This is a genomic window from Citrobacter sp. EC_71, assembly GCF_019584005.1.
GTDB classification, from domain to species: Bacteria; Pseudomonadota; Gammaproteobacteria; order Enterobacterales; family Enterobacteriaceae; genus Citrobacter; species Citrobacter werkmanii.
This window is the reverse complement of record NZ_VDAY01000008.1, coordinates 118,695-136,974: the sequence shown is the minus strand read 5'-3', so window position 1 is coordinate 136,974 and position 18,280 is coordinate 118,695. Positions and strand designations below refer to the sequence as shown.

15 protein-coding genes and 1 pseudogene are annotated in these 18,280 nt (G+C 51.6%); 4 read left to right on the top strand and 12 right to left on the bottom strand.

The features are described 5' to 3' along the window. Positions 1–153: 153 nt before the first annotated feature. On the top strand, positions 154–942 hold the full coding sequence (gene cobA / locus FHD02_RS11030) for a uroporphyrinogen-III C-methyltransferase (protein ID WP_042309705.1): 789 nt from the start codon (positions 154–156) through the stop codon (positions 940–942). On the opposite strand, the gene FHD02_RS11025 is transcribed toward cobA, so the two are convergent. The 9 genes from FHD02_RS11025 to sdhC all read right to left on the bottom strand — a co-directional run bounded on the left by FHD02_RS11025 (position 921) and on the right by sdhC (position 11,707). Then, on the bottom strand, positions 921–1,811 hold the full coding sequence (locus FHD02_RS11025) for a PocR ligand-binding domain-containing protein (RefSeq protein WP_137360527.1): 891 nt from the start codon (positions 1,809–1,811) through the stop codon (positions 921–923). The genes cobA and FHD02_RS11025 overlap by 22 nt on opposite strands. 225 nt (positions 1,812–2,036) lie before the next feature. Beyond that, a complete protein-coding gene (gene sucD / locus FHD02_RS11020) occupies positions 2,037–2,906 on the bottom strand; it encodes a succinate--CoA ligase subunit alpha (RefSeq protein WP_003022929.1) in 870 nt (289 codons plus the stop codon). Beyond that, entirely contained in the window at positions 2,906–4,072 is a 1,167-nt protein-coding gene (sucC, locus tag FHD02_RS11015; protein ID WP_038638897.1) for an ADP-forming succinate--CoA ligase subunit beta, read from the bottom strand. Before sucC ends, sucD begins: the two co-directional genes overlap by 1 nt. A gap of 91 nt (positions 4,073–4,163) precedes the next feature. Beyond that, a complete protein-coding gene (gene odhB, locus FHD02_RS11010) occupies positions 4,164–5,387 on the bottom strand; it encodes a 2-oxoglutarate dehydrogenase complex dihydrolipoyllysine-residue succinyltransferase (protein ID WP_137349216.1) in 1,224 nt (407 codons plus the stop codon). Positions 5,388–5,401: 14 nt separating this feature from the next. Next, positions 5,402–8,203 carry a 2-oxoglutarate dehydrogenase E1 component gene (sucA, locus tag FHD02_RS11005; protein ID WP_038638891.1) on the bottom strand — a complete coding sequence of 934 codons (2,802 nt, stop codon included), beginning with the start codon at positions 8,201–8,203 and terminating at the stop codon, positions 5,402–5,404. 260 nt (positions 8,204–8,463) lie between these two features. Then, a complete protein-coding gene (gene sdhB, locus FHD02_RS11000; RefSeq protein WP_038638888.1) occupies positions 8,464–9,180 on the bottom strand; it encodes a succinate dehydrogenase iron-sulfur subunit SdhB in 717 nt (238 codons plus the stop codon). Positions 9,181–9,195: 15 nt separating this feature from the next. Further along, on the bottom strand, positions 9,196–10,962 hold the full coding sequence (gene sdhA, locus FHD02_RS10995; protein ID WP_038638885.1) for a succinate dehydrogenase flavoprotein subunit: 1,767 nt from the start codon (positions 10,960–10,962) through the stop codon (positions 9,196–9,198). Then, the gene (sdhD, locus tag FHD02_RS10990) at positions 10,962–11,309 is read right to left on the bottom strand and encodes a succinate dehydrogenase membrane anchor subunit (protein WP_005122550.1); all 348 of its coding nucleotides are present in this window, start codon (positions 11,307–11,309) and stop codon (positions 10,962–10,964) included. The genes sdhA and sdhD overlap by 1 nt, the downstream gene beginning before the upstream one ends. Continuing rightward, on the bottom strand, positions 11,303–11,707 hold the full coding sequence (sdhC, locus tag FHD02_RS10985; RefSeq protein ID WP_042309715.1) for a succinate dehydrogenase cytochrome b556 subunit: 405 nt from the start codon (positions 11,705–11,707) through the stop codon (positions 11,303–11,305). The genes sdhD and sdhC overlap by 7 nt, the downstream gene beginning before the upstream one ends. A 383-nt stretch (positions 11,708–12,090) precedes the next feature. On the opposite strand from sdhC, the pseudogene FHD02_RS10980 reads away from it, so the two are divergent. The 3 genes and pseudogenes from FHD02_RS10980 (at position 12,091) to FHD02_RS10970 (ending at position 14,912) form a co-directional block, all read left to right on the top strand. After that, positions 12,091–12,201: pseudogene (locus FHD02_RS10980) on the top strand (hypothetical protein). 203 nt (positions 12,202–12,404) lie between these two features. Beyond that, a complete protein-coding gene (locus FHD02_RS10975; RefSeq protein ID WP_006685463.1) occupies positions 12,405–13,688 on the top strand; it encodes a citrate synthase in 1,284 nt (427 codons plus the stop codon). Between the two features lie 174 nt (positions 13,689–13,862). Further along, positions 13,863–14,912, top strand: a complete 1,050-nt coding sequence (locus FHD02_RS10970) for an AbrB family transcriptional regulator (protein WP_137360526.1) — start codon at positions 13,863–13,865, stop codon at positions 14,910–14,912. A 7-nt stretch (positions 14,913–14,919) separates the two neighbouring features. On the opposite strand, the gene FHD02_RS10965 is transcribed toward FHD02_RS10970, so the two are convergent. The 3 genes from FHD02_RS10965 to FHD02_RS10955 form a co-directional block, all read right to left on the bottom strand. Then, positions 14,920–15,708, bottom strand: coding sequence for an oligogalacturonate-specific porin KdgM family protein (locus FHD02_RS10965; protein WP_042309719.1), 789 nt, complete (start codon positions 15,706–15,708; stop codon positions 14,920–14,922). Positions 15,709–15,788: 80 nt separating this feature from the next. Continuing rightward, complete coding sequence (locus FHD02_RS10960; protein ID WP_137360525.1) at positions 15,789–16,979, bottom strand: glycoside hydrolase family 88 protein; 1,191 nt, start codon at positions 16,977–16,979, stop codon at positions 15,789–15,791. A gap of 21 nt (positions 16,980–17,000) precedes the next feature. Further along, a complete protein-coding gene (locus tag FHD02_RS10955) occupies positions 17,001–18,266 on the bottom strand; it encodes an oligosaccharide MFS transporter (protein WP_137360524.1) in 1,266 nt (421 codons plus the stop codon). Between the last annotated feature and the right edge of the window lie 14 nt (positions 18,267–18,280).

Here is an 18,280-nt window from a genome sequence, read left to right as displayed (position 1 = left end):
TTATTGCAGAAAAAACTTTGCGAGATTAATCAATATTATCCATGCAATAATTTTAGATAATTTCACGTTATAACTTACGGGCAAACGACTGCTTTTAATCATTCCTTGATGTAGTTTCTGCCTTTTTTTGTTAGACGTGATAAAGGACACAATGTGAAAACTTTCGGAAAGGTCTGGCTCGTTGGAGCAGGTCCCGGTGATATTTCATTGCTCACCCTCAAAGCGATGATGTGCATTAAACAGGCTGATGTCATTATTTACGATCGGCTGGTCAATCCTAAAATTTTGGAATGGGCATTACCTGATTGCCTGCTTATCAATGTCGGCAAAAATCCAGGCTATCATTGTGTTCCTCAGGATGAAATTAACGCATTACTGGTCCAGTATGCCCAAACACATAGCAACATCGTACGCCTGAAAGGGGGCGATCCTTATGTGTTTGGTCGTGGGGCCGAAGAAGTTGAGGATCTTGTTGAAACGGGTATCCCATTTGAAGTTGTGCCGGGTATCAGTTCTACCATCGGCGGCCTGACCTATGCCGGAATTCCGGTGACGCATCGCGATTTCGCCTCCGGTTTTCACGTGGTGACGGGCCATACGCGGGAAGGCAACCAGCAGCAGGACTGGCGTCAACTGGCGAAGCTAAATGGCACGCTGGTTATCGTCATGGGTATCGCCAATCTGGCGTTTATTTGCGAAGAGCTGTTGATGGGCGGTAAATCAGCAGATACACCCGCTGCGCTAATTATGTCCGCCACCCGGGAGAATCAACGCCGACTGACCTGTACGCTCGGTTCATTACTGAGCAAAGCGCAGGAGGCTAACATTGCTCCACCTGCGCTGATTGTTATTGGTGAGGTGGTGACCCTGAGCGATCGGCTCTCTTTTATACCCGACGCCATCACCTTGCCAGAAGATCTTTACTGCGAAAGCCTGGCATGACGAAAAGACTGGGGCGACGTTTGATGCGCCGCCCTGAAAACGCGGCAAAAGTAGCTGGTTTGCGCGTATTGAAGTTTCCTGGCAATACTGTCTATTGAATGCTCAGGGTCGTGCAACAACTCCCCCGCTTTCTGCATTTTTTTCTGACTCACCCAGGTTTTAAAATTAACGCCCAGCCGTTTCTTAAAAAATCGGCTGAAATAGTTCGCGCTTAAGCACACATGCGCCGCGACGGATTCCAGGGATAATTCACCATATAAATTCTCATCAATATAACGCAGCGCCGCCAGAAGTTTTTTCTCATGACGGGAAGGTTCAGTAACATAATGACGAATGTAACGGATCGGTGAAACTGAAACTTGAGCGGATTGTTGTTCTTCCGCATAATTATCAACAATAAAACTTAACAAATTAGCCGACGCTACCAGCGTATTATTATCCACTACCGCAACCTGACCCCATTCAGCTTTTATTTTTGGATCATCCATCCATGAGAATTTATTACCAATAACAATAGTTTTATATTCCTGATACTTTGGCCGGACCTGTCCGCAGACAATAAAACCACAAAGATGCCCTTCATCAATTAATGGCATCGAGAACAGACTTAACCCGGCATGACAGGTGAGTATTCTGGGCTTAAGCTGTTTCAACCCCTCAAAAGCACACTGCTTATCGCATTTTTGGCAGTCCACACGATAGCGCTCATCCGCCCGCATTAATCTGCAGAAAGAATTAAAATTATGACAATCTGAGAGTGGCTTACCATTAATATCAATAACAACCGTGGCTAACCCGGTCGCACGGGAGAATATTTCGGCTATCGAGAAAAAACCGTGTAAATAATCATTCTGAATTTTCAGCAGCACGTTCTCCTCCAGCACTCATAATATTAAAACCGATAATATGCAGAATTTAACCAAGAGAAAGAATGATGTTGACCGCAAAAAATAATCTCATTTGTGCAGATGATTATGATCAATTGGCAAGAAAAATATTTAAGGACAAAAAAAAGGCCATCATCAGATGGCCAACCATGTCGAAACGGGACCAGCCCTTGACCATGCAGAGAGTCAGGGCTGTTTTTTTACTTCTTACTTAATAACGGTTTTCAGCGCTTCGCCGATATCGGCCAGGCTGCGAACGGTTTTCACGCCAGCAGCTTCCAGAGCCGCGAATTTCTCGTCTGCGGTACCTTTACCACCAGCGATGATCGCACCGGCGTGGCCCATACGTTTGCCTTTCGGCGCGGTGACGCCCGCGATGTAGCCAACTACCGGCTTGGTGACGTGATCTTTAATGTACGCCGCCGCTTCTTCTTCCGCGCTACCGCCGATCTCGCCGATCATCACGATCGCTTCGGTCTGCGGATCTTCCTGGAACAGCTTCAGAATGTCGATGAAGTTAGAGCCAGGAATCGGGTCGCCGCCAATACCTACACAGGTGGACTGGCCGAAACCGTAGTCGGTGGTCTGCTTAACCGCTTCATAGGTCAGCGTACCGGAACGGGAAACGATCCCCACTTTGCCCGGCTTGTGAATGTGACCCGGCATGATGCCGATTTTGCATTCGCCCGGGGTGATCACGCCTGGGCAGTTCGGGCCGATCATGCGTACGCCAGCTTCGTCCAGCTTCACCTTCACGGTCAGCATATCCAGCGTCGGGATACCTTCGGTGATGGTGATAATCAGTTTGATGCCTGCGTCGATCGCTTCCAGAATGGAGTCTTTGCAGAACGGCGCCGGAACGTAGATCACGGTGGCGGTAGCGCCGGTCGCTTCTACGGCTTCACGAACGGTGTTGAACACCGGCAGACCGAGGTGGGTGGTGCCGCCTTTGCCTGGCGTTACGCCGCCAACCATCTGCGTACCGTATGCAATCGCCTGTTCGGAGTGGAAAGTCCCCTGGCTACCGGTGAAGCCCTGACAGATAACCTTGGTATCTTTATTAATTAAAACTGACATTATTTCCCCTCCACTGCGGCAACAACCTGCTGAGCTGCATCCGTCAGACTTTTCGCTGCAATAATATTCAGGCCGCTATCAGCCAGTTTTTTCGCGCCGAGCTCGGCGTTGTTGCCTTCCAGACGAACGACAACCGGGACGTTAACGCCCACTTCGGCTACCGCGCCGATGATACCGTCAGCGATCAGGTCGCAACGTACGATACCGCCGAAGATGTTAACCAGAACGGCTTTTACATTGTCGTCGGAGAGGATGATTTTGAACGCTTCGGTTACGCGCTCTTTGGTTGCGCCGCCGCCCACGTCGAGGAAGTTAGCCGGTTCGCCGCCGTGCAGTTTAACGATGTCCATGGTGCCCATTGCCAGGCCCGCACCGTTAACCATACAACCGATGTTACCGTCCAGTGCGACGTAGTTCAGTTCCCACTGTGCAGCCTGCGCTTCACGAGGATCTTCCTGAGACTGGTCGCGCATTTCGCGCAGGTCAGCCTGGCGGAACAGTGCGTTACCGTCAGCGCCCAGTTTGCCATCGAGGCAGATCAGATCGCCCTGTTTGGTTACTACCAGCGGGTTGATTTCGATCAGCGCCAGGTCGCGCTCCAGGAAAATGGTCGCCAGCCCCATGAAGATTTTGGTGAATTGCTGAACCTGTTTACCTTCCAGACCCAGTTTGAACGCCAGCTCACGCCCCTGGTAAGGCATCGGTCCTGCCAGCGGATCCAGCGCCACTTTGTGGATCAGGTGCGGGGTTTCTTCCGCTACTTTTTCGATTTCCACGCCGCCTTCAGTCGAAGCCATAAAGACCACGCGACGGGAACTACGGTCAACCACTGCGCCGAGGTAAAGTTCTTTACCGATATCGGTCGCCGCTTCAACCAGAATCTGATTTACCGGTTGGCCATTAGCGTCTGTCTGGTAAGTCACCAGACGTTTCCCCAGCCAGTGCTCAGCAAAAGCGCGAATGTCTTCTTTGCTGTTAACAACCTTCACACCGCCCGCTTTACCACGGCCACCAGCGTGAACCTGACATTTCACTACCCACGGGCCTGCGCCGATTTTAGATGCGGCTTCTTCAGCTTCACGCGGAGTATTACAGGCATAACCCACCGGTGCCGGTAAGCCATAGCGGGCAAAAAGTTGTTTTGCCTGATATTCATGTAAGTTCATGTGTTCTGTCCATCCTTCAGGTAATCGTTATCTTTTACCCGTAGGTCTGATAAGGCGTCCAGACCTACGGGGCAGGTGATACTCTTTTTCGTTACACGTCCAGCAGCAGACGCGTTGGATCTTCCAGCAACTCTTTAATGGTTACCAGGAAGCCTACTGACTCACGACCATCGATCAGACGGTGGTCATAAGACAGCGCCAGATACATCATCGGCAGAATTTCAACCTTGCCGTCTACCGCCATCGGACGATCTTTGATGGCATGCATACCCAGGATGGCGCTCTGCGGTGGGTTGATGATCGGCGTAGACATCAGGGAACCGAACACACCGCCGTTAGTGATGGTGAAATTACCGCCCGTCAGATCTTCAACCGTCAACTTGCCGTCGCGACCTTTTACTGCCAGTTCTTTAATGTTCTTCTCAATGTCAGCCATACCCAGCAGATCCACATCACGCAGGACCGGCGTTACCAGGCCGCGCGGCGTGGAGACCGCCATGCTGACATCAAAGTAGTTGTGGTACACCACGTCATCGCCATCGATAGAGGCGTTGACTTCCGGATAGCGTTTCAGCGCTTCAACCACCGCTTTCACGTAGAAAGACATAAAGCCCAGACGGATACCGTGACGTTTTTCGAACGCATCACCGTATTGCTTACGCAGGTCCATAATCGGCTTCATGTTGACTTCGTTGAACGTCGTCAGCATGGCGGTGGAGTTTTTCGCTTCCAGCAGACGCTCGGCTACGCGTTTGCGCAGACGGGTCATTGGCACACGTTTTTCGCCACGCGCACCCAGTTGAGGCTGAGGCGCAGGCGCGGCTGCTGGCGCTTTGGCTTCGTCTTTTGCTGCCGGCGCTTTGGCCAGATGCTTTTCCACATCTTCGCGGGTGATGCGGCCACCAACGCCAGTGCCTTTGATGGCGCTGGCTTCGAGGTTATGTTCACCGAGCAGGCGACGGATCGCCGGGCTCAGGGCATCGTTGTTCTGCTCTGCAAGCGACGCCTGCTGGCGCTGTGCCGGAGTAGAATCTTTCTCTTCAGACTTGGCGCTGGTTTCTTTACCAGTGCTGTTGCCTTCACGCAAGCGACCGAGGATCTGGCGGGAGGTGACGGTTGTCCCTTCATCTTCCAGAACCGCATCAAGGATACCGTCCGCTGATGCCGGTACTTCCAGTACCACTTTGTCAGTTTCGATTTCTACCAGTACTTCATCACGACGTACTGCATCGCCCGGTTTTTTGTGCCAGGTTGCAACCGTTGCATCCGCTACGGATTCAGGCAGGTCGGGAACAAGAATATCTACGCTACTCATTATTTATCCTTTATTTAATCGACGTTCAGCGCGTCATTAACCAGATCTTGTTGCTGTTTCTGGTGAACGGACATATACCCTACTGCCGGAGAGGCAGAGGCCGGGCGACCTGCATAACGCAGAGCGGACCCAAATGGAATCACTTCACGGAAATGATGCTGACTGCAATACCATGCGCCCTGGTTGAGCGGCTCTTCCTGGCACCAGACAAAATCATGTACGTGAGCAAACGGTTTCAGCGCTTCCTGCACCGCTTTATGCGGGAACGGATAGAGCTGTTCGATGCGCACAATGGCAACATCTTTTTGGTCATTCTTGCGGCGTTGCTCCAGCAGGTCGTAATAAACCTTACCAGAACACATCACAACACGCTTCACGCCTTTCGGATCAAGTTCATCGACTTCGCCAATAGCCGGCAGGAAGGTGCCATTTGCCAGTTCGTCCAGCGTAGACACCGCCAGCGGGTGACGCAGCAGCGACTTCGGTGACATCACCACCAGCGGACGACGCATACCGCGCAGCGCCTGACGACGCAGCATGTGGTACACCTGTGCCGGGGTGGACGGGACGCAAACCTGCATGTTTTGCTCAGCGCAAAGTTGCAGATAACGTTCCAGACGCGCGGAGGAGTGCTCCGGGCCCTGACCTTCGTAGCCGTGCGGCAGCAGCATAACCAGACCGCACATACGACCCCATTTCTGTTCGCCGGAAGAGATGAACTGGTCGATAACGACCTGAGCACCGTTGGCGAAGTCACCGAACTGGGCTTCCCAGATGGTCAGAGTGCGCGGTTCTGCCGTGGCGTAACCGTATTCAAACGCCAGCACCGCTTCTTCAGACAGTACGGAGTCCCATACGCGGAACGTGCCCTGGCCGTTATGCACATGCTGCAGCGGCGTGTAGGTTGAACCGTTCGCCTGGTTATGAATAACCGCGTGGCGGTGGAAGAAGGTTCCGCGACCGGAATCTTCACCCGACAGACGAACCGGAATGCCTTCGTCAACCAGTGTGGCGTAAGCCAAATTCTCTGCGCCACCCCAGTCGAACAGCTTCTCGCCTGCGGCCATGGCCTGACGATCGCCGTAAATTTTGGCAACGCGCGACTGCATTTCAACCGCTTCAGGTACAGTGCTGATGCGTTTAGCCAGCTCCTGCAGACGCTTCATCTCAACTTTGTTCGGGTAGCTTTCGTCCCATTCGTGGTTGAGATATGGCGACCAGGTGAAGGAGTGCATGTTCATTGGACGCCACTCTTTCACTACACACTCGCCAGCATCCAGCGCATCGCGATACAGGTTGACCATTTCGGTCGCATCTTCCAGCGTGGCGACTTTGTCCGCTTCCAGCTTGTCGGCGTAGATTTTGCGCGGGGTCGGATGCTTTTTGATTTTCTGATACATCAGCGGCTGGGTTGCGCTCGGCTCATCGGCTTCGTTATGGCCGTGACGGCGGTAGCACACCAGATCGATGAAGACATCGCGTTTGAAGGTATTACGGAAGTCCAGCGCCAGACGCGTGACGAAAGCGACTGCTTCCGGGTCATCCGCATTGACGTGGAAAATCGGTGCCTGAACCATCTTACCGATGTCGGTGCAATATGGGGTAGAACGCGCATCCAACGGGTTAGAGGTAGTGAAGCCCACCTGGTTGTTGATAACGATGCGAACGGTACCGCCCACTTCGTAACCACGCGCTTTCGACATGTTCAGGGTTTCCTGCACCACGCCCTGCCCGGTCACCGCCGCATCACCATGAATGGTGATAGGCAGGACTTTATTGCTGCTCGGCTCATCCAGACGATCCAGACGCGCACGGACGGAACCGATTACCACCGGGCTAACAATTTCCAGGTGTGACGGGTTAAACGCCAGCGCCAGGTGTACCAGACCGCCTTCGGTTTCGATATCTGACGAGAAGCCCATGTGGTACTTCACGTCGCCAGTGCCGAGATGTTCTTTATGTTTGCCCGCGAATTCGTCGAACAGATCCTGCGGCTTTTTACCCAGCACGTTGACCAGTACGTTCAGACGACCACGGTGCGCCATGCCCAGCACCACTTCACGCGTACCACTGTTACCCGCGTGGCGGATCATCTCTTTCAGCATCGGAATTAACGCATCACCGCCTTCCAGCGAGAAGCGTTTCGCGCCCGGGAACTTCGCGCCCAGGTAACGTTCCAGACCTTCCGCTGCGGTCAGTTCGCTGAGGAAGCGTTTTTTCTCTTCACTACTAAACGCGGCGCGGCCAGACTCGATGCGCTGCTGAAGCCAGCGTTTTTCTTCGGTGCTGGTGATGTGCATATACTCGGCGCCAATCGGGCCGCAGTAGGTTTGTTTCAGCGCAACAACCAGGTCGCTCAGCTTCATGGTGTCTTTGCCGCCGGCAAAAGAGCCTACGTTAAAGCTTTCCTGGAAATCCGCATCGGTCAGATCGTGGAAAGACGGATCCAGATCGGCCACTTTCTCTTGCTGCCACAGTCCCAGCGGATCAAGATTCGCATGTTGATGACCGCGGAAACGGTAGGCGTTAATGAGCTGCAGGACTTTAACCTGCTTCACATTGGCATCAGGGTCGGAAATAGAAGAAGAGTAACGTGGGGTAATCAACGCCTGCCGACGGAAATAATCACGTGTTTTTGAGTGGAGTTGATCCGGTTTGACTCCGGTGCCAGGTAACTGCTGGAACGTCGAACGCCAGTTAGCATCTACCGAGTCAGGGTCGGTTAAGAAGTCTTCATAGAGCTGTTCTATCCAGCTCTGGTTCGAGCCAGAGAGGTAAGAAGAGTCCAACCAGGCTTTCAAAGCGCTGTTCTGCATCGTGATCCCTTAAGCATTTGTATGCTTACTTCGCCGTGGATACTACCACGCACACCGATGTGCGTGCCGGGGTTCACTTGCGAGCTCTTTTTGTTTGGCTCGCGAAGGAACCTTTAAAAACTGTCTAATCATGTGGCAGTTTTTAGAGGTTTCCTACATTAACAATTTGCCTGATGGCGCTTCACTTATCAGGCCTACGGGATTGTACCTGTAGGCCGGATAAGACGTTTACGTCGCCATCCGGCAACCACTACAACAACTTATGCACTACGCTTGAGCAGCATCGACTTAATATGGCCGATGGCGCGCGTCGGGTTCAGCCCCTTAGGACATACGCTGACGCAGTTCATGATGCTGTGACAGCGGAATACGCTGAAAGCGTCACTTAAACCTTCCAGGCGGCTGTCGGTCTCGGTATCGCGGCTGTCAATCAGGAAGCGATATGCAGCCAGCAGACCAGCCGGACCGATGAATTTGTCCGGATTCCACCAGAATGATGGGCAGGACGTTGAGCAGCATGCACACAAAATACATTCATACAGCCCATCGAGCTTCTCACGCTGCTCTGGCATTTGTAAATGCTCGCGAGCCGGTGGATTTTTCCCATTATTCAACAAGTAAGGCTTAATCTTCTCATACTGTGCGTAGAATTGTCCCATGTCTACCACCAAATCGCGCACAACCGGTAAACCCGGCAGCGGGCGAATGACAATTTTCTTGCCCGGCTGATTCAGCGCAGAAACAGGTGTGATACAGGCCAATCCATTTTTGCCGTTCATGTTCAGACCGTCAGAGCCGCAGACCCCTTCACGGCAGGAGCGACGAAACGATAGCGACGGATCTTTTTCTTTCAGCTGCATCAATGCATCCAGCAGCATCATGTCGCGCCCTTCTTCCGCTTCCAGGGTGTAATCCTGCATGCGCGGAGCATCGTCAACGTCCGGGTTATAGCGATAAACTGAAAACTCGAGTTTCATTGTCCTGTCTCCGCATTAATAAGTACGAATCTTCGGCGGGAATGCCGGGCGCAGCTTCGGTTCCATATTGACTTGACGTCGCGTCATGGTTTCCGACTCTGGCAGGTACAGGGAATGGCACAGCCAGTTTTCATCATCACGTTCCGGGAAGTCGAAGCGGCTATGCGCGCCACGGCTTTCGGTACGGAAGTTTGCAGAGACTGCGGTGGCGTAAGCGGTTTCCATCAGGTTATCCAGCTCCAGACACTCAACGCGCTGGGTGTTAAATTCACTGGAGGTATCATCCAGACGGGCGTTTTTCAGACGCTCGCGAATCGCTTTCAGCTCTTCCAGTCCTTTCGCCATCGCATCGCCTTCGCGGAATACCGAGAAGTTATGCTGCATACATTCCTGCAGCGCTTTGCGAATGGCGACCGGATCTTCGCCGTTACGGTTGCCGTTCCAGCGATTCAGACGAGCCAGAGAAGCATCGATCTCGTCTTCCGTCGCATCCAGCAGGTCGCCCTGTTCCGCGATAGATTCCTGCAGATGCAGACCCACCGCACGACCAAAGACCACCAGATCCAGCAGCGAGTTGCCGCCCAGACGGTTGGCGCCGTGAACCGATACGCAGGCGATTTCGCCTACCGCAAACAGCCCCGGAATCACCACATCTTCGCCCTGCTCGTTCACGGTCAACGCCTGGCCGGTTACTTTGGTCGGGATACCGCCCATCATATAGTGACAGGTAGGAATTACCGGGATCGGCTCTTTCACCGGGTCAACGTGGGCAAAGGTACGAGACAGTTCGAGAATACCCGGCAGCCGGGACTCCAGCACTTCTTTACCCAGATGATCGAGTTTCAGCTTGGCGTGCGGACCCCATGGGCCGTCGCAGCCGCGGCCTTCACGGATTTCGATCATGATGGAACGCGCCACCACGTCACGACCCGCTAGGTCTTTCGCGTTCGGGGCATAACGCTCCATAAAGCGCTCGCCGTGTTTGTTCAGCAGGTAGCCGCCTTCACCACGACAACCTTCTGTGACCAGCACGCCCGCGCCAGCGATACCGGTCGGGTGGAACTGCCACATTTCCATATCCTGCACCGGCACGCCAGCGCGGATAGCCATACCTACACCGTCACCGGTGTTGATGTGGGCGTTAGTGGTTGATTGATAAATACGACCTGCGCCACCCGTCGCCAGTACGGTGGCACGAGCTTTAAAGTAAACGACTTCACCGGTTTCAATACACAGTGCGGTACAACCGACAATCGCGCCATCAGCATTCTTCACCAGGTCCAGTGCATACCACTCAGAGAAGATGGTGGTGTGGTTTTTCAGGTTCTGCTGATACAGGGTGTGCAGGAGCGCGTGGCCGGTACGGTCTGCCGCTGCTGCGGTACGTGCCGCCTGCTCGCCGCCGAAGTTCTTCGACTGACCGCCAAACGGACGTTGATAAATGGTGCCATTATCGAGACGAGAGAACGGCAGGCCCATATGGTCCAGCTCCAGAATCGCTTCCGGGCCAGTTTTACACATATATTCAATTGCGTCCTGGTCACCAATGTAGTCCGACCCTTTGACGGTGTCGTACATGTGCCATTCCCAGTTATCTTCATGAGTATTACCGAGCGCCACGGTGATGCCACCCTGCGCAGATACGGTATGGGAACGGGTTGGAAAAACTTTGGAGAGCAGCGCACAGGTCTGTCCGCTCTGGGAAATTTGCAGCGCCGCGCGCATACCTGCGCCACCGGCACCAATCACAACAGCATCAAATTCTCTGACTGGCAGTTTCATTACACACCCCACACCACAACAAATCCATAAATGACGTAAACCACCAGCGCAACGACGATAGCCAGTTGCAGAATCAGGCGTACAGCCAGAGGTTTAACGTAGTCGGTCAACACCTGCCACATGCCAATCCAGGCATGAATCAAGATGGAAAAAAGTGCCAGCAGAGTGAAGACTTTGGTGAATGCCGATGAGAAAAAACCGGTCCAGACTTCAAAGGTCAACTCGCCGCTGGTGGCGAAGAAGCCGACCATATAGATGATGTATAACGTCAGAACGATAGCGGTAGCACGGACCAGAATGAAGTCATGTACGCCGTTGCGTCCTAATGCGGAGGCGTTGCTTACCATACGAGGACTCCTGCGAGAAGTGAAAGCACGACAATGATAACGAAACAAATTTTGGCGGAGCGTGTCCCTGCTTCGAGGGTTTCTTCGATATAGCCAAAATCCATCAACAGATGGCGAATGCCCATTACGGCGTGATAAGCCAGCGCAATCAGGATCCCCCACATGATTAACTCCACGAAGAAGTTATTCATAATGGATGACGCCGTGAGGAAACCTTCAGGGGAGGAAAGGCTGGTACCCAATAACCACAACAGAATCCCGACCGCCACGAAGGTGATCACTCCGGATACGCGATGGAGAATGGACGCTATCGCCGTGATTGGGAACCGGATCGTTTGCAGATCCAGATTGACAGGTCTTTGTTTTTTCACATTTCTTATCATGAATAACGCCCACATGCTGTTCTTATTATTCCCTTTGGACTTCGGGCACAGAAGATGCAGACTTCTGTAGTCTGAAAGACGCCGGGATTTCCTTCCTCCGGTCTGCTTGCGGGTCAGACAGCGTCCTTACTATAACTACGCGTCATATAAAACACTGCTTCCAGTTGCTAAAACGACACGTTACAACGCTGGTTGGCTCGGGATTGCAGGGTATTCCGGAGACCTGGCGGCAGTATAGGACGTTCACAAAATCATTACAATTAACCTACATATAGTTTGTCGGGTTTTATCCCGAACAGTGACATAGGTCACGATAACAACATTATTTTAATTTTTAATCATCTGATTTGACAATCATTAAACAAAGTTGTTACAAACGACACCAGAAAAAGCATATAATGCGTAAAAGTTATGGGGTCACTCTTTCACCGGAGATTTAGTTATGTAACAGTGTGGAAGTATTGACCAATACCTTCAGGACAGTTATTAGTGATAGACAGGTTAAATAATTCGGATTGCTAAGTTGTTGATTTGTTACTATTTCACCATGAGTTAACTGATTTACCTGCAAGCGCCCATTGCTCTGTACCCTGGTTTTCGCCTCTATCGCAGAGCGGCGAGCCGAATAAAAAACTGGTAACGGTTGATTGATGTATCGAAAACAAGTCTGACTTCCGCAGTCTTAAGTAATAAGGCGCTAAGGAGACCGTAAATGGCTGATACTAAAGCAAAAATCACTCTAAATGGTGACGCTGCTATTGAACTGGATGTGCTGAAAGGTACGCTCGGTCAAGATGTTATTGATATTCGTAGCCTTGGCTCAAAGGGGATGTTTACTTTTGACCCAGGTTTCACCTCTACCGCATCCTGCGAATCCAAAATTACGTTCATCGATGGTGATGAAGGCATTTTGCTGCATCGCGGCTTCCCGATTGACCAGTTGGCGACCGAGTCCAACTATCTGGAAGTGTGTTATATCCTGCTGTACGGCGAAAAACCGACGCAGGAGGAGTACGACGAGTTCAAAACCACGGTCACTCGCCATACCATGATTCACGAGCAGATCACGCGTCTGTTCCACGGTTTCCGCCGCGACTCCCACCCGATGGCCGTTATGTGCGGTGTCACCGGGGCGCTGGCTGCGTTCTATCACGATTCTCTGGACGTAAATAATGCGCGTCACCGTGAAATCGCCGCCTTCCGTCTGCTGTCCAAAATGCCGACCATGGCAGCGATGTGCTACAAATACTCCATCGGACAACCGTTCGTGTACCCGCGTAATGACCTCTCCTACGCCGGTAACTTCCTGAACATGATGTTCTCCACGCCGTGCGAAAAATACGAAGTCAATCCAATCCTGGAACGCGCCATGGACCGTATCCTGATCCTGCACGCTGACCACGAACAGAACGCCTCAACCTCTACCGTGCGTACCGCAGGCTCTTCAGGGGCTAACCCGTTTGCCTGCATCGCGGCTGGTATTGCTTCCCTGTGGGGACCGGCACATGGCGGCGCCAACGAAGCTGCGCTGAAAATGCTGGAAGAAATCAGCTCGGTTAAACACATTCCGGAATTTGTTCGCCGCGCGAAAGACAAGAATGATTCTTTCCGCCTGATGGGCTTTGGTCACCGTGTTTACAAAAACTATGACCCGCGCGCCACCGTGATGCGTGAAACCTGCCATGAAGTGCTGAAAGAGCTGGGCACCAAAGATGATTTGCTGGAAGTGGCAATGGAGCTTGAGCACATTGCGCTGAACGACCCGTACTTCATCGAGAAGAAACTCTACCCGAACGTAGACTTCTACTCTGGTATCATTCTGAAAGCGATGGGCATTCCGTCCTCCATGTTCACCGTGATCTTCGCCATGGCGCGTACCGTTGGCTGGATTGCACACTGGAATGAAATGCACACTGACGGCATGAAAATCGCCCGTCCTCGTCAGCTGTATACCGGCTACGACAAGCGCGATTTTAAGTCTGATATTAAGCGTTAATTGTCTGCCGGATAGCGCTCTCGCCTGTCCGGCCTACTACCTTGAATCTTCCAGGCCGGACATGGGGTTAATACCTCTGTCCGGCCTGTTTTTTCTTGACCCACATTATTTTATTCTCATCACGTTTTCTCTATGATTTACTGAGATCTTCCTCATTTCACTCAGGAGCATGGGATGCCTGTATTGCAGTGGAGCCTGCTATTTCTGCTATCACTCCTTCTTTCCCTGTTCTTTCTGTTGATACATCTTCCAGGCGCATTGCTGCTCGGCTCGATGATCGTCGGTATCATTTTCAGTATGCGCGGGATCTCCCTGCACCCTCCCCGCTGCACATTTCTTGCCGCTCAGGCCATTCTCGGCTGCATGATTGCGCAAAACCTCACCGGTTCCATTTTAACGACACTTGCGGCACACTGGCCGATGGTGATTGTCATCCTGCTGGCAACACTTATTAGCAGCGCGGTAATCGGCTGGCTGCTGGTTCGCTACAGCAATCTACCGGGGAACACCGGCGCGTGGGGGTCATCACCTGGCGGGGCAGCCGCGATGGTTGCGATGGCGCAGGATTATGGCGCTGACATCCGCCTGGTGGCGTTTATGCAGTATTTGCGCGTACTGCTGGTAGTTGGCGCTGCCGCGTTAGTGACCCGACTTGTAATGGGCGATCAGGCGCAAACGGTCAATCAGCAAATCGTCTGGTTTCCGCCGCTGAGTGTTAATCTGTTGAGCACCATACTGCTGGCCGCTGTTGCCGGTACAGCCGGGCGCTTACTGCGTATCCCCTCTGGCGTGATGTTGCTGCCCATGCTGGCGGGTGCATTGCTGAACGCGGGCGGTGTGATGGTCATTGAACTGCCGGAATGGCTACTGGCGATAGCCTATATGGCGATTGGCTGGCAAATCGGCCTCGGCTTTGACAAGCAGATTTTTTTGATGGCGCTGCAACCCCTGCCACAAATATTGTTGTCCATTTTTTCACTGATGGCGATTTGTGCCGCTATGGCCTGGGGTCTGGCGCATTACATGCAAATCGACTTTCTCACCGCCTATCTGGCGACCAGCCCTGGCGGAGTGGATTCCGTCGCGGTAATTGCCGCAGGCAGCCACGCCGATATGGCGCTGATCATGGCGATGCAAACCCTGCGGCTGTTCAGTATTTTATTGACCGGTCCGGCGGTGGCGCGTTTTATTTCAGCGCATGCGCCAAAAAACTCATCATCGTAAGCCGGGATTAGTTTAAATTATATTTAAACCCTACCCTTATTTGATATTCATTTTTTGTATCATCACCATCTTGATATTTATCAAGATAACCTAATTCAAAAAATGGATAAAACCGCGGCGTAGTATGAAAGTTAAAGACAAAGTTATGCTGCAGGGTATGATTCTTGCCATTGGCATATTCAAACTTGTCGCCATGCGTTTTGCTATAATACGTTGGATTATATTGAACCCAGAAGTTTGGCGTAAAATACTTGGTTAAATAAATATCGACGCGGTGTTCTGAAGAGTCATCCCAGTCACCTTGCAGTGTTTCGCTGTCATGATTTTGATGGTTATAACGGTAGCGTAATACGGCGCCCAGCGTTGGGTCAAAATGATAGCCAATGCCTATATAAGGATCGACGCGTGAGCCCGCGGACTCCCAGTGAAAGACTACGCCGGGTTCAAGCCAGAAGTCACTATCACCCAATACAAAAGGCTTGTTAAATTCAGCTTCCTGATAGCTACTTTTCCACTGATCCATATTTTTACCAAGATCGGCATCAGTTTCAAAACTCCAGTACATACTTTTAAAAATACTGTCTGAATCCTGTACTACACCGGTTAACATCAATCGCTGTAAAAAGCCTTTGCTGGCAGTTCGATACTGCGTACGTGGCGCAAAATATACAGTAGTAAATGGCGTTGATTTTACCAGAGAGACAGGAGTTGCATTATTTTCCGCGGCCATAACGCCAGTTGCAGGCATGACCAGTGTAGCCATTAATATGGCTGTATTAATATTATTACTTTTCATTATATTTTCCTCGCCGTACAGAGATAAAATCTCCCCCTGCTAAATCAATAGCCTGATTATTTAACTGGGGGAGCAGAATATTACCAGTAACTATTCCAGCAGGATATTGCACGGGTCATCGCTTCCATCAGGAAATAATCCCCCCACGTGCAGCACTCATCCACACCGACGTTACCTTTAAAATAATAAACAGAGTGTTTTAATAATCCTTCGCCGGCTTTATGCGACGTATTCAGATAATCATCAAGCATTCGCGCAATCATCCGTAATGCCAGCGCTTCATAGCTTTCACGATCCGGGTGGGTTGCCGGTAACTGTTTTACCAGCTCCAGCAACGCGCAGGCGAGAATCGCGCTAGCGGAACTATCCCTTTTACTATTCGGATCGGTAAGCGCAAGATCCCAATAGCAGACAAGATCTTCTGGCAGACGATTAATAAAGTAATTTGCCAGCGTCTGGCTCAGTTCCAGAAGCCGCTCATCTCCGGTATAGAGATAATTCAGCAGAAAGCCATAAACACCCCATGCCTGCCCGCGCGACCAGCAGGAGTCATCGGAAAAACCCTGATGCGTATTGCCAAACCTCGGTTCACCGGTGTTAACATCCATATAATATGTATGGAACGTCGAACCGTCCTCGCGCACAATATAACGTCGCGCCTGCTCAATATGATTTTTCGCCGCCTCTGCATAACGAGGATCGCCAGTGCCGGCGCTTGCCTGATACAACAATGGCAGATTCATATTGCAGTCTATAATCATCCTGCCCTGCTGCTCCGGATTATCCAGTTCGCCCCACGCCTGAATAATGCCGCATTTCTCGTGATAGCGTTCCATCAGCACTTCTGCCGCCTGCTGCGCGATATAAATCGCCTCGCGATTGCCGGTCAGTTTATTAGCCGCTATACAGGATAGGCTGTACAGAAAACCCAGATCGTGGTGATTGGTATGGTCCCGTCGGGCAATACGTTCACCAAAAGAACGGACATGTTGTTCGGCCAACGTGCGATACGCGTCATTACGCGTCCATTCCCATGCCAGCCACAGCTGACCAGTCCAGAAACTGGTAGTCCATTCCTGATTATCAATAATTGGGTAGCGACCGTTTTCACATGCCGCATCGGGATAACGCAGGCCAAAATAATCACGGTTACGATCGACAGCAGATAAAATTACCGGTAAAGCGCGGCGAATCTTCTGCGCAATAGCAGCGCGTTCGCCGCTTCGCAGTACAACAGGAACGATCGGTTCTTTACGGATAGTTACAGACATAATTCTCTCGTTTTCTTCATTTTAATGGGTGGCTTCTTGCCCATGGACAGGGGCTGTAATGGTTTTTTTGTGTTGATAGCAAGTAGAAAGCGTGATGGCGGAGATCCCGGTAAATACCAGAGCTATCACGCCCATAATCAGATAGGTATGCTCAAAACCAATTTTTTGGTAGGCGTAGCCGGCAGGTGGTGCCACGACAATAGAACCGACATAAATCATGGCCTGATAGCCCAGTAGGTACATCGTGGCGTTAACGCGTTTGTCGAAATGCTCGGCAATGTATTTGAAGACCGACACCAGAATCAGGGCGATTTCAATCCCATACAACGGCTTCACCAGACAGATAATCAACGGATCGGTAGTTAATCCGGAGATAATCAAACGCAGGCTAATCACAAGACCGGTCAGGATCATCCCCTGCTTAGCGCCAATGCGGTTAATAATGGTGGGTACCAGCATCATGCCGAAAAACTCTGCGGCTGACTGCGCGGTACTCATGTAGCCAAACATGGCGTTGCCTTCTTCTTTCGTGCTAAAGAAGGTGACGAAATAGCGAGAGAACTGCTGTTCGGCAATAAACATCATCCATGCCACTCCGGCGATATACAGCGCAAAGGTCCAGAATTTTTTATTGCGCAGCAGCTCGAAAACATCGCCAATGACAATCTTCTCTTTCGACAGGACGTCATTCTCTTCCTGGCCAAAGTGATCAACTTTCAGCGTCAGCAGAACCGCAAACATGCACAGCGCGGAAACGCTACTGATAACAAAGTTGATTTTGGGCGAGATATTGTAGAGATACCCAGAGAATGAAGACGCCGTTGCCCACCCCAGCGCCGCCCACATGCGGATCCGGCCAAATTCCATCGCGTACAGACGACTGAAACGGTCAACATAGGACTCTTCCGCCGCCACGCCCGCATACCAGCCAAGGCTGAAAAATAGCGCACCGACGATCATCCCGCTGATAAAATGCGTTTGTAATAGCGGCAAATAGCACCAGATAAAAAATGGCGCCATCAGGGCCGAAACAAGACAGACAAAATAGAGCAGATGTTTTTTCATGCCCATTTTATCCATGATGTAACCGTAAACAGGTTTGATAACTACCGCAAAAACACCGTTTACGGCAAACACCGTGCCGATCTCCACACCATCCAACCCGGCTTTATCTCCCAGCCAGATAGCGTACAGGCCAAAACTGGCCGCCCAGGTAAAGGTAAACAGGAATACGAACAGGCTCAGTTTGATGTAAGCCGAGCGCGTCGACTGAACAGGGTTAGTCATTATTTTTCTCCGCA

What these genes read in the sequence shown, in the direction of transcription:
- sucA (WP_038638891.1), bottom strand. Translation starts at nt 8,203, where the DNA reads ATGCAGAACAGCGCTTTGAAAGCCTGGTTGGACTCTTCTTACCTCTCT.
- sucC (WP_038638897.1), bottom strand. Translation starts at nt 4,072, where the DNA reads ATGAACTTACATGAATATCAGGCAAAACAACTTTTTGCCCGCTATGGC.
- sdhA (WP_038638885.1), bottom strand. Translation starts at nt 10,962, where the DNA reads ATGAAACTGCCAGTCAGAGAATTTGATGCTGTTGTGATTGGTGCCGGT.
- FHD02_RS10975 (WP_006685463.1), top strand. Translation starts at nt 12,405, where the DNA reads ATGGCTGATACTAAAGCAAAAATCACTCTAAATGGTGACGCTGCTATT.
- sdhD (WP_005122550.1), bottom strand. Translation starts at nt 11,309, where the DNA reads ATGGTAAGCAACGCCTCCGCATTAGGACGCAACGGCGTACATGACTTC.
- FHD02_RS10955 (WP_137360524.1), bottom strand. Translation starts at nt 18,266, where the DNA reads ATGACTAACCCTGTTCAGTCGACGCGCTCGGCTTACATCAAACTGAGC.
- FHD02_RS10965 (WP_042309719.1), bottom strand. Translation starts at nt 15,708, where the DNA reads ATGAAAAGTAATAATATTAATACAGCCATATTAATGGCTACACTGGTC.
- sdhC (WP_042309715.1), bottom strand. Translation starts at nt 11,707, where the DNA reads ATGTGGGCGTTATTCATGATAAGAAATGTGAAAAAACAAAGACCTGTC.
- sdhB (WP_038638888.1), bottom strand. Translation starts at nt 9,180, where the DNA reads ATGAAACTCGAGTTTTCAGTTTATCGCTATAACCCGGACGTTGACGAT.
- FHD02_RS10960 (WP_137360525.1), bottom strand. Translation starts at nt 16,979, where the DNA reads ATGTCTGTAACTATCCGTAAAGAACCGATCGTTCCTGTTGTACTGCGA.
- sucD (WP_003022929.1), bottom strand. Translation starts at nt 2,906, where the DNA reads ATGTCAGTTTTAATTAATAAAGATACCAAGGTTATCTGTCAGGGCTTC.
- odhB (WP_137349216.1), bottom strand. Translation starts at nt 5,387, where the DNA reads ATGAGTAGCGTAGATATTCTTGTTCCCGACCTGCCTGAATCCGTAGCG.
- FHD02_RS10970 (WP_137360526.1), top strand. Translation starts at nt 13,863, where the DNA reads ATGCCTGTATTGCAGTGGAGCCTGCTATTTCTGCTATCACTCCTTCTT.